The following is a 13,271-nucleotide window of genomic DNA, read 5'->3' on the forward strand; positions in this document are numbered from 1 at the left end:
GCATCGCCGCCTTTATGGCAACAGACCAGCAGGCTCCGATGGTGTCGCACGAGCCTCCGGCGTACATCGTCCCCGGGACGGGCAGCCCGCTCGTCGCGCCCCGCGAGCGCATCCCGTGGCGCACGATCGCGGCCACCATCGGCATGGTGCTCGCGACCGCGCTCGCCCTGCTGCTGATCGAGCGCGTCGGCCGGATCCTGGTGTGGATCGCGATCGCGGCCTTCTTCGCCGTCGCTCTCGCCCCGCTGGTCGGCATCATCGAGCGCCGCGGGCACATGAAGCGCTCGGTCGCGACCCTGATCGTGTGGTTCGGCGGCCTGCTCGCGTTCGCCGGCCTGGTCGCGGTCTTCGTGACCCCGCTGGTTCAGCAGAGCGACGACTTCCGTGAGGACTTCCCGCAATACATCGAGGACGCGCGGGAGGGCCGCGGGCCGGTCGGCGACCTGATCGAGCGGTTCAACGTCGACCAGTACGTCCAGGACAACGAGGACCGGATCCGCGAGACGTTGAGCGGCCTCGGCACCCCCGCCGCGCACGCGCTGATGACGGCCGGCGAGGTCGTCGTCGCGCTCCTGACGATCTTCGTGCTCTCGTTCCTCATGGTGCTCGAGGGGCCGAAGCTGATGGACGCGGCGATGGCGCAGCTGACGCCGAAGCGCGAGACGCACGTGCGGCGGGTCGCGCACGATTGCGCCCGTGCGGTCACCGGCTACATCACCGGGGCGCTGCTCATCGCGACGATCTGCGGCCTGCTCACCTGGCTCGTGCTGACGGTCATGGACGTGCCCTACGCCGGTGTCGTCGCGCTCTTCGTCGCGGTCTGCGACCTGATCCCGCTCATCGGCGCGACGCTGGGCGCGATCATCGCGACGCTCATCGCACTGGTCGAGTCGGTGCCCGCGGCGATCGTCGTCGCCGTGTGGTTCGTGATCTACCAGCAGCTGGAGAACCATCTCTTCCAGCCGGTCGTGCAGTCCCGGACGGTGAAGCTCAACCCGCTGACGGTGCTGATAGCCGTCCTGCTGGGGGTGGAGCTGGCCGGCATCCTCGGGGCGCTGCTGGCGATCCCGGTCGCGGGAGTGCTGCAGGTGATCATCCGCGACATCTACGACACCCGGCGCGGCAAGCTCAAGGCGGTCCCGACCACGGGGGAGGAGAAGACCCCCGTGCCGTCGCATCCGCAGGCAGCCGCGCGCTAGCCGGGGCCGCGCCGCCGGGCGCCATCGGCCAGGATGACGGGCGTGCGCAGATTCCGCCCTCGCCGTTCCTGTCTCTCGGTTCCGGCGTCGAGCCCCCGCATGGTTGCGAAGGCCGCGACGCTCGCCGTCGACGAGGTCATGCTCGACCTCGAGGACTCGGTGGCGGAGGGGGCCAAGGACGACGCCCGGGCCGCCGCGGTGCAGGCGTTGCGCGCGGGCGGCTGGGGGAGGCGTACCCGCGCCGTCCGGCTCAACGGCTGGCAGACCGCGCACACGGCCCGCGACGTGACCGCGGTCGTCGAGGGCGCCGGGGAAGCGGTCGACTGCGTGGTCCTGCCGAAGTGCGATTCGCGGGACCACGTCGCCGCGCTCGACCTGCTCCTCACCCAGCTCGAGCGCGGCGCCGGCCTCCCCGTGGGCGCGATCGGCATCGAGGCGCAGATCGAGTCGGCCGCGGGGCTTGCCGCCGCCGACGCGATCGCCGCGGCGAGCCCGCGGGTCGAGGCGCTCGTCTACGGGCCGGGCGACATGGCGGCCAGCCTCGGCATGCGCACGGTCGAGATCGGCGCCCAGCCCGCCGGCTACCCGGGCGCCGACGCCTACCACTACGTGCTCCTGCGCATCCTCGTCGCGGCCCGGGCCGCCGGCGTGCAGGCGGTCGACGGGCCGTACGTGCGGATCGCCGACGTGGAGGGCTTCCGGCGGGACAAGGCCCGGACCGCGGCCCTGGGCTACGACGGCGCGTGGGTCCTGCACCCGGGCCAGGTCGACGCGGCGAACGAGGTCTTCACCCCGTCGCCGGAGGAGTACGCCCGCGCCGAGGCCGTGCTGGCGGCGTACGCCCGCGCCACGTCGGGCGCCGGCGGCCTGCGCGGCGCGGTCCTGCTCGACGGCGAGATGATCGACGAGGCGTCGCGGCAGGTCGCGCTGGCCGTGGCGGCGAAGGGGCGCGCCGCGGGGCTCACGCCGCCGGCGTAGCTGATCAGGCCGCGGGACGCGGCGCGGGCACCGGCGGGCGGAGGGTGCCCGCCCGCAGCTGCTCGGCGAGGTCGGAGCGGGCACGTCGGGCGGCGCGCAGCCCGACGACGTGGTGCCGGTAGCGCGCGTGCCGGCTCGCCGCCTCGACCGTCCACGGGCGGCGCAGGACCACGCGGGCCGCCACGCCCGCGACCAGCAGGACGAGGACGACGACGAGGTCGACCAGCAGCAGGAGCAGCGGGAGCAGCAGCCACCAGAACAGGGCGGCGGCCGCGACGAGCCCGATGAGCAGCAGGCCGATCAGCGCGAGGAGCGCGGCGCCCTCGTCCAGCCCGCTCCAGAAGCCGCCGCCACCGCCGCTGCTCGCTCCGCCGCCACCGCTCGGCCCGCCGCCGGTGGGCACGCGCACGCTGCTCAGCTCGCTGGCCACGTCCCAGCCGTCGGCCGCCGTGTCGAGGCCGGGCCGGCGCTTGCGCCGCCACCCGCCGAGGCGCCGGGTCAGGGCCGACCAGCGCGGGCGCCAGACGACCTTCACGGTCCAGGGCTCGCCGTACGGGTCCTGGGCGCGCATCGCTGTGTCCTTTGCCGGAGTCGTCGGTCGGTGGGGCGGCTATGGGCAGAGCGCGGTGGGGCCGGAGTGATACGTCCGGCGACGGCGGAGGAGAGGTCACCACGGCGGAGCTTTGGCCCCGCCTTCGCGGGCACGACGCCCCGTCGGCCGGCGGGTGCTCGACCGGACGCGAGCGACCCGGCCGTGGCGGCTCCAGCAGGGCCTCCTCGGCGACTTGAGGCCCGGTCGGGGGACGCCGGGAATCCCGGGTCACCCCTGCGCGCTGACGACGCCGAAGCGACGAGAGGGCAGTGACATGGACAAGCGGATCGGGTTCCTGACGTTCGGCCACTGGCAGGCGATCCCGGGGTCGACGGTGCGCACGGCGCGCGACGCGCTGGTGCAGACGGTCGAGCTCGCGGTGGCCGCCGAGGAGCTGGGCCTCGACGGCGCGTACGTCCGAGTCCACCACTTCGCCCGCCAGCTCGCCTCGCCGTTCCCGCTGCTGTCGGCGATCGCCGCCCGCACGCAGCGGATCGAGATGGGCACCGGCGTCATCGACATGCGCTACGAGAACCCGCTCTACATGGCCGAGGAGGCGGCGGCGACCGACCTGCTCAGCGCCGGCCGGCTCCAGCTCGGCGTGAGCCGGGGGTCGCCCGAGACGGCAGTGAAGGGCTCGGAGGCCTTCGGGTACGTGCCCCCGACCGGCGTCAGCGACGCGGACCTCGCGCGCGAGAAGACCGCCGTGTTCCTGACCGCGATCAGCGGCGCGGCGCTGGTCGACGCCGACCCGCGCATGACCCGCGGCGTCTCCGGGCGGCTGCCGCTGCAGCCCCAGTCGCCGGGGCTGCGCGAGCGCATCTGGTGGGGCTCGGGCACGCGCTCCACGGCGGTCTGGGCAGCCGAGCAGGGGATGAACCTCATGAGCTCGACGCTGCTCAGCGAGGACACCGGCGTGCCGTTCGACGAGCTGCAGGCCGAGCAGATCGCGCTGTTCCGCGCCGCGTGGGCCGACGCGGGCTGGGACCGCACGCCGCGGGTGTCGGTCAGCCGCAGCGTGCTCCCGATCACGACGGCCGAGGACCGGCACTACTTCGGCGGCGACCCCGGCGAGGACCAGGTGGGCTACCTCGAGGGCGCGCGGTCCCGGTTCGGCAAGAACTACGTCGGCGAGCCGGACCAGCTCGCCGAGGAGCTCGCGAAGGACGCGGCCGTGCGGGAGGCGGACACGCTCATCCTGACCGTGCCGAACATGCTCGGGGTGGACTACAACGCCCGCCTGCTGGAGACGGTCGTACGCGACATCGCGCCCGCGCTGGGCTGGGCGCCGAAGGCGTAGGCCTCGGCCCGCCGCGGTCAGGAGGGCCGGTAGCGCAGCCCGTCCAGGAGCAGGTCGAGCAGCCGCCCGGCCTGCTCCCGGTCGTCGGGGGCCGCGAGCGAGACCCCGCTCACGCCGCGCAGCACGTCGTGCGCGGCGACGTCCCCGCGGATCGCTCCGGCCGCGACGGCGGCGTCCAGCAGGGACTGCAGCGCGCTCAGCAGGCGCCCGCGCGTCTCCGCGAACGGGTCGCCGCCCGAGGCGATCACCGACTGCAGCGCGGCGGCCATGCCGCGCTTGGTCGTCATGTAGTCGACGAGGCCGTCCATCCACTGACGCAGGGCGGCGTCCGGCGCGCCGCCGGCGAGGAGCCCCGAGGCGGCATCGCAGAGCCGTTCGACCTCGTTGCGGTAGACCGCCTCGACGAGCGCCTCGCGGGTGGGGAAGTGGCGGTAGAGCGTGCCGATGCCGACACCGGCCTGCTTGGCCACGGACTCCAGGGAGGCGTCTGCGCCCGCCGGCCCGGCGAACGCCGCGAGCGCCGCCGCGAGCAGCTTGTCGCGGTTGCGCTGGGCGTCGGCCCGCAGCGGGCGCTTCCCGGTCTCCGTCATGCCTGCACGATCCTCCTGGGCGGTCGGAGGCCCCGCTCGGTCAGGAGAGGTAGCGGAGGAAGCTCCGCATAGATGGTAGCCGCCGGGGCTGGTCGCCGAGGGCTCAGTCGGTGGGCTCGGAGCTGGGGCCGCCGCCGGGGATGACGTCCTCGTCGGGGGTGGTGGCCGCCTCGTCCGGGTCGGGCTCCTCGCCCCCGACCCCGAAGCCGGGCGCGACGTCGGGCGCACCGACTCCCGCGTCCGCGGCGGCGATCTCCTGGTCACGGTTGCCCATGGGCTCGAACGGTGTCGTCGTCATGGGCCCGCCCCTACCCACTCGCGCCACGGGCACCCCGGGGCGTTCGCCACAGGGATAGCGTCCCGGGCGTTGGATACAGGAGGGTAGACCGCCGAGCCAGGAGGCCCGCATGAGCCAGCCGACCCTTCCCCTTCCGCCGACCGGCCTGCCGGTGGGCAGCTACGCGACCTACGCGGAGGCCCAGCGGGCCGTGGACTTCCTTTCCGACGAGAAGTTCCCCGTCGAGAACGTCACCATCGTCGGCAGCGACCTGCAGATGGTCGAGCGCGTGACGGGCCGGCTGACGTGGGGCCGCGCCGCAGCGGCGGGAGCGGCGAGCGGCATCTGGTTCGGGTTCCTCGTCGGCCTGCTGCTGACGCTCTTCGCCGACGCCGACACGAACGGCCTCGCAGTGATCCTGCTCGGAGCGGTGTGGGGCGCCCTGTTCGGTGCGGTCTTCGGGCTCGTGGGCTACGCGGCGACGGGCGGCCGCCGCGACTTCACCTCGCGCAGCCAGATCGTGGCCAAGCGCTATGACGTGCTCTGCGATTCGCGAACCGCAGAGCAGGCGCGCGAGATGCTCGCGCGGCTCTCGCTGCGCGGCTGACCCGCCCGTGGCGGGCTGGGAGGAGATAGGCGAAGACCTCTTCCGGCGTCGGTACGACCCGCTGGACGTCAGCGTCTGCGTCGTCCGCTCGGCGGACGGGCTGCTCGTCGTCGACACCCGGTCCTCGCACCGGGAGGCCGACGAGGTCCGGCGGGACCTGCGCGAGCTGAGCGACGCCCCAGTGCGCTGGGTGGTCAACACCCACGCCCACTACGACCACTCCTTCGGCAACGCGTGCTTCGCGCCGGCGGCACCGGTCTACGGGCACCGGCTCGTGCCCGCGCACCTGGAGGCGTACGAAGTGCCGATGCTCGCCCGCTGGGTCGCGGAGGGCAAGGAGCCGCGGGAGGAGTGGGCCGAGGTCGTCATCACGCCGCCGACCGAGCTCGTGGACGACCGGGCCGTGCTCGACGTCGGCGGCCGGCGCGTGGAGCTGCTGCATTTCGGCCGCGGCCACACCGACAACGACCTGGTCGTCCACGTCCCGCACGCGGGCGCCTGGCTGGTCGGGGACCTGGTGGAGGAGTCCGGCCCGCCGATGTACGGCACGGGCAGCTTCCCGCTCGACTGGCCGGCCACGCTTGGGCGCCTGCGCGGCCGGGTGCCGGCCGCCGCCGTCCTCGTTCCCGGCCACGGCACCGTGGTCGACCCGGCGTACGCGGCGGCGCAGCAGGAGCAGCTGGGGCAGGTCGCGGGGCTGATCCGCGAGCTGCACTCGGCCGGCGTCGCCGAGGCGGACGCGGTCGCCGCCGGCGCGGGCCGGTGGCCGTGGGGGCCCGAGGTCGTCGGCCCCGCAGTGCGCGACGGCTACGCCCAGCTCAGAGCCAACCGTTGCGCTTGAACCCGCGGTAGAGCAGCGTGCACGCGGTGAAGATGACGAGCAGCACCAGCGGGTAGCCGAACCTCCACCGCAGCTCCGGCATGTGGTCGAAGTTCATGCCGTAGATGCCCGCCACGGCGGTGGGCACGGCCGCGATGGCCACCCACGCCGAGATCTTGCGCATGTCCTCGTTCTCGTGGATCTGCACCTGCGCGAAGGCCACCTGCAGGATCGAGGTCAGCAGCTCGTCGTAGCCCGTGACCTGCTCGCGGACGCGGGTGAGGTGGTCCTCCACGTCGCGGAAGTAGGCCTTGAGGCTCCCCTTGCCCTTCGCGAACTGCGAGACGAGCAGCCGCATCGGCAGCTCGAGCGGGGCGACGGCGTGCTTGAGCTCGAGCACCTCGCGCTTGAGCTGGTAGATCCGCTCGATCTCACGTGTGCGCTCCGGCGCCAGCACCGACTGCTCGATCTCGTCGACGTCGGCCTGCAGCGCGTCGGCCACGGAGACGTAGTCGTCGACGATGCGGTCGGCGACGGTGTAGAGCACGGCCATCGGGCCGAGGCGGAGCAGCTCGTCGTCGCTCTCGAGCCGGCGCCGGATGCCGCGCAGGTCGCCGTGCTCGCCGTGCCGCACGGTGACGACGAAGTGGTCGCCGACGAAGACCATGACCTCGCCGCTCTCGACGATCTGGCTGGTCTCGGTGACCGTCTCGTGCGGGACGTAGCGCACGGTCTTGAACACCGCGAAGAGCATGCCCTCGTAGCGCTCGAGCTTGGGCCGCTGGTGGGCGTTGACCGCGTCCTCCACGGCGAGCGGGTGCAGCCCGAACTCCTCGGCGATGTCGGTGAGCTGCGCCTCGGTCGGCTCGTGCAGCCCGATCCAGACGAAACCGCCGCCCGCCTCGGCCTTGTCGAGGGCCTTGCGGTAGCTCTCCACCTCGTTGTCGCGCTCGCCGTCGATGTAGACACCGCAGTCCACCACGGCGTCCCGCTCCACCGGGCTCGGCTGCTCGGCCCCGACGACGCCCGGTCGGCCGCGGTGCGGGCGGGGCAGGCGCGACGGGCCGGGGAGCAATGGCATGGCGCAGTCCCTCCTGCAGTGTGCGGGCCGACCGTCCAGCCTATGCCCCGTTGATCGCACTGCCGTACGCGTGCGCGAGCCTGGTCGGGTGAACACTGAGCGACTCGCGGGCCACTTCGAGCTGCAGGGCGGGCACTGCGCCCGGCTCGGCTCCCCGATGTACGCGGCGCTGCTCGCGCGCGCGGCCGAGGAGCTGCGCTCCGGAGGGGCCGTCGCCGGGGTCCTTGCCCCGTGGGCGGACGCCCCGGCGGACGACATGGTCCCGCTGCGCTTCCTCGGCGGGCTGCACCGGCTGGTGCTCGAGCGCGCCGCCCCCCGGCTCGCGCTGCACTACCCGTCCGTCGGCGGGACGTTCTCCGACGTCGACGCGGCGTGGCGTGAGCTCGAGGCGACGGCGGTCGAGCACTCCGACGAGCTCGCCCGCTGGATGCAGTCGCCGCCGCAGACCAACGAGCCGGGGCGGGCGGCGGTCCTGGCCGGCGGCCTGCGGTTCGCGACCGCCGCCCGGGCGGGGCAGCGCTCGGCCCGCGTATGCCTCGTCGAGCTCGGCGCCAGTGCCGGCCTCAACCTCAACGTCGACCGCTACCGGGTCACGGGCGCGGGCGCCGAATGGGGGCCGCCCGGCTCTGCCGTCGGCTTCGAGTCGGCCTGGGAGGGCGCCCCGCCGCCGGACGCCGACGTGCAGCTGGTGGAGCGGCGGGGCTACGACCTCGCCCCGGTGGACGCCTCGTCGACCGAGGGCCGCCTGCTGCTGACGGCGTACGTCTGGGCGGACCAGGTGGAGCGCTTCGAGCGGCTGCGGGCCGCTCTCGACATCGTCGCGCAGCACCCGGTGCCCGTCGAGCGGGCGTCTGCGGCCGACGCGCTGGACCGGGTAGAGCTTCAGCCGGGCACCACGACCGTGCTGTGGCACAGCGTGTTCTGGCAGTACGTCGCCCCCGCCGAGCAGGAAAGGCTCACCACGCGGATCGCGGAACTCGGCGCACAGGCGACGCCCGATGCACATTTCGCACATCTGTCGTTGGAGGCGGGGCAGGACCGGGCGCCGGGGGCGGACCACGTCGTGACGCTCGAGTCCTGGCCGGAGGGGGAGCGGCGCGTCCTCGGGACCGCGCGGGCCCACGGCGTACCCGTCCACTGGGCGCCGCGGGCCCTCGACTGAGCGGCGTCAGCCCGCGCCCACCTCGTTGTGCCCGGCGGGCAGCTGCTCGCCGTCCGCCGCGTACGCCGTCAGCCCCTCCACCTCGGGGTGCGCGCCGCCCGACGGGCCCGACGCCCACCACAGCACTACGGACGGGTCCTCGCTCCAGCGGGCCGTCCTCCCCTCGACGGGGGAGCCGTCGACCGTGACCGAGACCCGCGCGGCGTCGCCGACGTAGTAGCCGAACAGCCGCCAGGTGCTGCCCTCGGCCACGAGCTGGCCGGCGTGGAAGCCGGGGGCGTCGGCGCGGCCGTCGAACTCGTTCGTGAAGGTGCCCGGCGTGATGCGGCCGGTGGCGGCGTCGAGCACGCCCTCCTGGAGGCCGAACTCGATATCGGGCAACTGTGGTTCGTCCACGGGCGTCACGTAGAGCACGCGCTCACCTGCGCCGAGCGGCTCACCGGTGCGCACGACCTCGCCCAGCGGCTGCCCGCCGGAAGTGACGGAGAGGGCGGGGCCCGCCTCCTCGGCCCCGCCCGGCGCCGCGGGGGCGGCCCCCGGCGCCGGGGCCTCGGCGGCGTCACCGAGTGAGCCGAGGCGCACCGCACCGACCCCGACGACCGCCGCCACGGCGACCGCTGCCGCCACGGCCGAAGCGGACTTGCGCGCACGACGCCGGTGGCCGCGGACGACGATCTCCTCAGCGGTGGCGCCGAGGCCGAACGCGGGGGTCAGGTCCCGCAGCTCCTCGCGCAGCTGGTCCTCGGTCCTCATCAGGTCCTCCTCGAAGGGTGGGGGATGGCGCGCTCGTCGTCCCGCAGGCCGGGGGAGACGCGCAGCTTCGCGAGCGCCTTGGACGCAGTGCTCTTCACGGTTCCGCGCGAGATCCCGAGGTCGTCGGCAACCTGCGCCTCGCTGAGGTCGGCGTAGTAGCGGAGCACGACGACCGCCCGCTCGCGCCGGGTCAGCACGCCGAGGGCCTGGGCCAGCGCAAGCCTGCTGTCGATCGTCCCGGTCGCGTCGGGCGCCGGGGAGAGGTCGGGCAGCTGCTCGCTCGGCGCCTCCCGCCACGGCCGGCGCCGCCAGCGGTCGACGTGGGCGTTGACCAGCACACGGCGGGTGTAGGCGTACGCGTCGTCTGCCCGCACGCGGCGCCAGGCCGCGTACGTCTTCAGCAGCGCCGTCTGCACCAGGTCGCGCGCCGCCTCGCGCTCGCCGGTCAGCAGCCACGCCGCCTGCAGGAGGCCGGGGCTCGCCGACCGGACGAAGTCGGCGAACTCGGCGTCGGCGGTGGAGCGTTCCGTTCTGTGCACACCGTCTTCTACGGAGGACCCGCCCCGGAGGTTGCCTGGCTCAGCCCGGCAGCGGCGCCGCGTGGGCCGCGACGATCCGGCCCGTGGGGTCCACTGCCGCGCGGACGGCCTGCAGCCGGCGCAGCGTCGGAGCGTCCCAGAGCGCGCCGGGCGGGACGCGGCCGTCGCAGAACCCGGCGTACCTGCGCGTGGAGGCCCAGGGTCCGACGGCTCCGGCGACGGCGGCGACGTCCGCGTGCGCGGCGCCGTCGCCCCGTGGCACGGCCACGGCGAAGAGGGAGAAGCGCCCCTCGACGAGGGCCAGTGCGCCGCCGCCGGCCGCCGGCCGCGACAGCGCGCCGCCCAGCTGGCGCAGCTCCGTCGAGACGACCGACGTGCGGGCGTCCGGGCCGGCCACGGCCAGCAGGGCGTCGACCGCGGGCGCGGGCAGGGACGCGAGGAGCCGGTGCTCGGAGACGGCCGCGGTCGGGCCACCGGGGTCGCCGTGCAGGCGGGCCAGCGCCTCGGCCGGGACGGTCGCGAAGGTGTCGGACTCGGGTGCGAGGGCGCGCAGCGGGGCGAGCATCCGCCCGGCCTCCGGCTCGGGCGCCACGACCGCGCCGTCGACCACGACGAGGCGGCGCCCGCGCAGCGGCGACGGGACCGCCGGCAGGTCGGGCAGCCGGAGCAGCCGCAGCGCGGTGGTCACCTCGTCTGGCGCGGCGTCGGCCCACTCCGCCCAGGCCGGCAGGACGCGGCCGGCGTCGCGCAGGTCCCACACCAGCCAGCCGGCGTACGCGGTGGCGACCTCGTGCAGCGCGAACTCGAGCGCCGTCACCACGCCGAGGCCGCCCCCTCCGCCGCGGAGCGCCCACAGCAGCTCGGGCTCGGAGCCGGCATCGACCTGCAGCAGCGTGCCGTCCGCGGTGACGAGCTCGGCGGCGGAGACGCTGCCGGACGCCAGCCCGCGCGAGCGCGCGAGCCAGCCGAGCCCGCCCAGCAGGGTGTAGCCGACGACGCCGACCTCCGGCGAGGACCCGTGCAGGCCGGCCAGGCCGAAGGGGCTGCTGGCGCTGACCACGTCCTCCCACAGCACCCCGGCGCCGACCCGCGCCCGCCGCCGCACCGGGTCCACCTGCACGTTCGTCATCCCCGCCGTGCGCAGCACGACCACGTCCTCGAGCGCGGGCAGCGCCGCCGCCGCGTGCCCGGTCCGCTGGACCGCGACCCGGAGCCCGTGCCGCTGCGCCACGCGCAGCACCTCGACGGCCTCGTCGGCGTCCGCGGGATAGGCCACGGCGGCCGGCCGCTGGTCGACGGCGAGGTTCCAGGGGCGGCGGGCCCCGTCGTAGCCCGGGTCTCCGGGCAGGTGGACCGCGCCGCCGCAGAGGCCGCGCAGCGCGTCGGGGCCGAAGGGGGCGCGCGGCCGGACGACGCGTCCCGGGGCCGACGCCGCGGGGGCGTCGAGCGGCGGTACGGCGATCGGGTCGAGCGTCACGGCGGGCCTCCACGGCTGGGGGTCGAGGGCACCACCGTGCGCCGCGGTCCTTGAGAGGGTCTTGCGGCCGGCTTGTGCGGGCCGCCTGCACCGGTGTGCGCGGCCCGGACGCACGCCGGCCGCCGGCGCACGAGGCGCCGGCGGCCGGTCCAGGCGGATGGAGGGTCAGGTGCCGTACGGGCGGCTCTGGGTGGAACCGTGGCCGGACCCGCGCGGCTGGCCGGGGTTCGTGGGGTCGCCGCCGGTCGTCGGGTTCTGAACCGGGCCGGTCGTGGCCCCCGAGACCGGCGAGCCACTGGCGGGCGCGGGCGGCGCCTCCGGCGTGGCGGCGAGCGGGTCGCCGCCGGAGGGCTCGGCGCCGGCGGCCAGCTCCTCGCGGCGCTGCCGCATGACGTTGAGCACCAGCAGTCGGCCGGCGTGCGCCTCCTCGTAGGCGATCAGCTGCTCGAGGGACGGCAGGTCGAGCGTGCGGATGCGGTGTTGCAGGGTGCCCGCCGGGAGGTGGTCGTAGTCCGGGAGCGGAAGCTCGCTGTGGGCGGGGACGGCCTGCTCGTTGGGTTCAGCCATGCGGAGTTGCTTCCCGCCCAGAATCCGTACATTCCGCATCCGGCGCGGCATCTGGCCGAGAAGCCCCCGGCACGATCACAGCAGCCTTGAGGGCGGGACGAACCGCTCGGCCACCTTCCCCTCGCCCTGATCGGCGTCGTAGCGGTAGACCGTGCCGCCGTTGATGAACACCTCCTCGGCGCGCGTCTCGCCGCCGAGCGGGTCGCCGGACCAGACGACGACGTCGCCGTCGAGCCCGGGCTCGAGCGCCCCGACCCGGGAGTCCAGGCCGAGCATGCGGGCGGGGTTCACCGAGATGGCCTCGAGCGCCACGTCGCGGTCGAGCCCCTCCCGCACAGCGAGCAGGGCCTGCAGCACGAGGAAGTTGACCGGCGCCTCGGGGTGGTCGGTGACGATCGCGATGCGCACCCCCGCCTTGGCGAGGATGCCCGCGGTCTTGATCGTGTGGCCGCTCAGCTCCGACTTCGCGCGGGAGGTGATGATCGGACCGACTGCCACGGGGATGTCGCGCTCGGCGAGCATGTCGGCGAGCTTGTGCGCCTCGGTGCCGTGGTTGACCACGAGCCGCAGGCCGTACTCCTCGGCGATCCGGACCGCGGTGGCGATGTCGTCGTGCCGGTGCACGTGCACGTCCCAGACGAGCTCGCCGGCGAGCAGGGAGGCGACCGCCTCGAGCTCGAGGTCGCGGCGGAAGGGCTCCCCGGCCTTCTCCGCGGCGGCGCGCTGCTCGGCGTACGCCTTGCCGTCCTCGAGCTTCTGCCGGATGACGAAGGCGATGCCCATGCGCGTCATGGGAAGCTCGCGCGCGGGGGCGGTGTAGAGCTTGGGGTTCTCCCCGAACGCCGACTTCAGGCTCACCTTGTCGCTGAGCAGCTGCTCGTCGAGGAAGCGGCCGCCCCAGGTCTTCATGGCGGTGCTCAGCCCCGCGAGGCACGAGCCGCTGCCGGGCTTGACGCTCACGGTCGTCACGCCCGCCGAGAGCGCGTCGCGGAAGCCGACGTCGTCGCAGTCGATCGCGTCCACCGCACGGACGCCGGCGACGCTGGGGGAGGAGGACTCGTTGGTGTCGTCCCCGGTGCCACCCTCGCCCTCCTCGTGGATCCCGATGTGCGTGTGGGCGTCGACAAAGCCCGGCAGCACCCACTTGCCGATGGCGTCGACCACCCGGGCGCCGTCCGGGACCGCGACGTCGCGGCCCACCTCGGCGATCACCCCGTCGCGGATCAATACCGTGCCGCCGTCGATGGGCGGGGCAGTGACGGGTACGACCCGCCCCCCGGTGATCGCGACGACCGGAGCGGAGTCGAACGAGCGGTGTGGGAGCGGCAT

The 13,271-nt window shown here is 74.8% G+C and carries 15 protein-coding genes; 6 read left to right on the forward strand and 9 right to left on the reverse strand.

The window, feature by feature from the left end:
• The first annotated feature begins 38 nt into the window (after positions 1-38).
• Both G9H71_RS05395 and G9H71_RS05400 read left to right on the forward strand, forming a co-directional pair.
• The gene (locus G9H71_RS05395) at positions 39-1,199 is read left to right on the forward strand and encodes an AI-2E family transporter (protein ID WP_166279296.1); all 1,161 of its coding nucleotides are present in this window, start codon (positions 39-41) and stop codon (positions 1,197-1,199) included.
• Between the two features lie 33 nt (positions 1,200-1,232).
• A complete protein-coding gene (locus G9H71_RS05400) occupies positions 1,233-2,177 on the forward strand; it encodes an HpcH/HpaI aldolase/citrate lyase family protein (RefSeq protein WP_166279299.1) in 945 nt (314 codons plus the stop codon).
• A 4-nt stretch (positions 2,178-2,181) separates the two neighbouring features.
• Here G9H71_RS05400 and G9H71_RS05405 read toward each other — a convergent pair whose 3' ends face one another.
• Positions 2,182-2,748, reverse strand: a complete 567-nt coding sequence (locus G9H71_RS05405) for a hypothetical protein (RefSeq protein ID WP_166279302.1) — start codon at positions 2,746-2,748, stop codon at positions 2,182-2,184.
• A gap of 295 nt (positions 2,749-3,043) precedes the next feature.
• On the opposite strand from G9H71_RS05405, the gene G9H71_RS05410 reads away from it, so the two are divergent.
• Entirely contained in the window at positions 3,044-4,069 is a 1,026-nt protein-coding gene (locus tag G9H71_RS05410; RefSeq protein WP_166279305.1) for an LLM class flavin-dependent oxidoreductase, read from the forward strand.
• Positions 4,070-4,086: 17 nt separating this feature from the next.
• Here the strand turns inward: G9H71_RS05410 and G9H71_RS05415 are convergent, their stop codons facing one another.
• The gene (locus G9H71_RS05415) at positions 4,087-4,659 is read right to left on the reverse strand and encodes a TetR/AcrR family transcriptional regulator (RefSeq protein WP_166279308.1); all 573 of its coding nucleotides are present in this window, start codon (positions 4,657-4,659) and stop codon (positions 4,087-4,089) included.
• A gap of 103 nt (positions 4,660-4,762) precedes the next feature.
• Complete coding sequence (locus G9H71_RS05420; protein WP_166279153.1) at positions 4,763-4,957, reverse strand: hypothetical protein; 195 nt, start codon at positions 4,955-4,957, stop codon at positions 4,763-4,765.
• Between the two features lie 109 nt (positions 4,958-5,066).
• Here G9H71_RS05420 and G9H71_RS05425 point away from each other — a divergent pair, with 109 nt between their 5' ends.
• Both G9H71_RS05425 and G9H71_RS05430 read left to right on the forward strand, forming a co-directional pair.
• Positions 5,067-5,543 (forward strand): general stress protein, encoded by a 477-nt coding sequence (locus tag G9H71_RS05425; RefSeq protein ID WP_166279311.1) that lies wholly within the window; start codon positions 5,067-5,069, stop codon positions 5,541-5,543.
• Positions 5,544-5,550: 7 nt separating this feature from the next.
• A complete protein-coding gene (locus G9H71_RS05430; protein ID WP_166279314.1) occupies positions 5,551-6,384 on the forward strand; it encodes an MBL fold metallo-hydrolase in 834 nt (277 codons plus the stop codon).
• Here G9H71_RS05430 and corA read toward each other — a convergent pair.
• Positions 6,362-7,444, reverse strand: a complete 1,083-nt coding sequence (corA, locus tag G9H71_RS05435) for a magnesium/cobalt transporter CorA (protein WP_166279317.1) — start codon at positions 7,442-7,444, stop codon at positions 6,362-6,364. The two genes, G9H71_RS05430 and corA, sit on opposite strands and share 23 nt — an antisense overlap.
• A gap of 88 nt (positions 7,445-7,532) precedes the next feature.
• Here corA and G9H71_RS05440 point away from each other — a divergent pair, with 88 nt between their 5' ends.
• Complete coding sequence (locus tag G9H71_RS05440; RefSeq protein ID WP_166279320.1) at positions 7,533-8,606, forward strand: DUF2332 domain-containing protein; 1,074 nt, start codon at positions 7,533-7,535, stop codon at positions 8,604-8,606.
• A gap of 6 nt (positions 8,607-8,612) precedes the next feature.
• Here G9H71_RS05440 and G9H71_RS05445 read toward each other — a convergent pair whose 3' ends face one another.
• The 5 genes from G9H71_RS05445 to G9H71_RS05465 all read right to left on the reverse strand — a co-directional run bounded on the left by G9H71_RS05445 (position 8,613) and on the right by G9H71_RS05465 (position 13,271).
• On the reverse strand, positions 8,613-9,359 hold the full coding sequence (locus G9H71_RS05445) for a hypothetical protein (RefSeq protein ID WP_166279323.1): 747 nt from the start codon (positions 9,357-9,359) through the stop codon (positions 8,613-8,615).
• Entirely contained in the window at positions 9,359-9,898 is a 540-nt protein-coding gene (locus tag G9H71_RS05450) for a SigE family RNA polymerase sigma factor (protein WP_166279326.1), read from the reverse strand. Before G9H71_RS05450 ends, G9H71_RS05445 begins: the two co-directional genes overlap by 1 nt.
• A 40-nt stretch (positions 9,899-9,938) precedes the next feature.
• Positions 9,939-11,375, reverse strand: a complete 1,437-nt coding sequence (locus tag G9H71_RS05455; RefSeq protein ID WP_331272764.1) for an FAD-binding oxidoreductase — start codon at positions 11,373-11,375, stop codon at positions 9,939-9,941.
• Between the two features lie 165 nt (positions 11,376-11,540).
• Positions 11,541-11,942 carry a hypothetical protein gene (locus tag G9H71_RS05460; RefSeq protein ID WP_166279328.1) on the reverse strand — a complete coding sequence of 134 codons (402 nt, stop codon included), beginning with the start codon at positions 11,940-11,942 and terminating at the stop codon, positions 11,541-11,543.
• A 75-nt stretch (positions 11,943-12,017) separates the two neighbouring features.
• Positions 12,018-13,271, reverse strand: coding sequence for an amidohydrolase (locus G9H71_RS05465; protein ID WP_166279331.1), 1,254 nt, complete (start codon positions 13,269-13,271; stop codon positions 12,018-12,020).

Origin of the sequence: Motilibacter deserti (assembly GCF_011250635.1) — a bacterium.
Classification (GTDB): domain Bacteria; phylum Actinomycetota; class Actinomycetes; order Motilibacterales; family Motilibacteraceae; genus Motilibacter_A; species Motilibacter_A deserti.

Coding starts and splice junctions, on each gene's coding strand:
- G9H71_RS05395 (WP_166279296.1), top strand. CDS start 39: ATGGTGTCGCACGAGCCTCCGGCGTACATCGTCCCCGGGACGGGCAGC.
- G9H71_RS05400 (WP_166279299.1), top strand. CDS start 1,233: ATGACGGGCGTGCGCAGATTCCGCCCTCGCCGTTCCTGTCTCTCGGTT.
- G9H71_RS05405 (WP_166279302.1), bottom strand. CDS start 2,748: ATGCGCGCCCAGGACCCGTACGGCGAGCCCTGGACCGTGAAGGTCGTC.
- G9H71_RS05410 (WP_166279305.1), top strand. CDS start 3,044: ATGGACAAGCGGATCGGGTTCCTGACGTTCGGCCACTGGCAGGCGATC.
- G9H71_RS05415 (WP_166279308.1), bottom strand. CDS start 4,659: ATGACGGAGACCGGGAAGCGCCCGCTGCGGGCCGACGCCCAGCGCAAC.
- G9H71_RS05420 (WP_166279153.1), bottom strand. CDS start 4,957: ATGACGACGACACCGTTCGAGCCCATGGGCAACCGTGACCAGGAGATC.
- G9H71_RS05425 (WP_166279311.1), top strand. CDS start 5,067: ATGAGCCAGCCGACCCTTCCCCTTCCGCCGACCGGCCTGCCGGTGGGC.
- corA (WP_166279317.1), bottom strand. CDS start 7,444: ATGCCATTGCTCCCCGGCCCGTCGCGCCTGCCCCGCCCGCACCGCGGC.
- G9H71_RS05445 (WP_166279323.1), bottom strand. CDS start 9,359: ATGAGGACCGAGGACCAGCTGCGCGAGGAGCTGCGGGACCTGACCCCC.
- G9H71_RS05460 (WP_166279328.1), bottom strand. CDS start 11,942: ATGGCTGAACCCAACGAGCAGGCCGTCCCCGCCCACAGCGAGCTTCCG.
- G9H71_RS05465 (WP_166279331.1), bottom strand. CDS start 13,271: ATGCCGCTCCCACACCGCTCGTTCGACTCCGCTCCGGTCGTCGCGATC.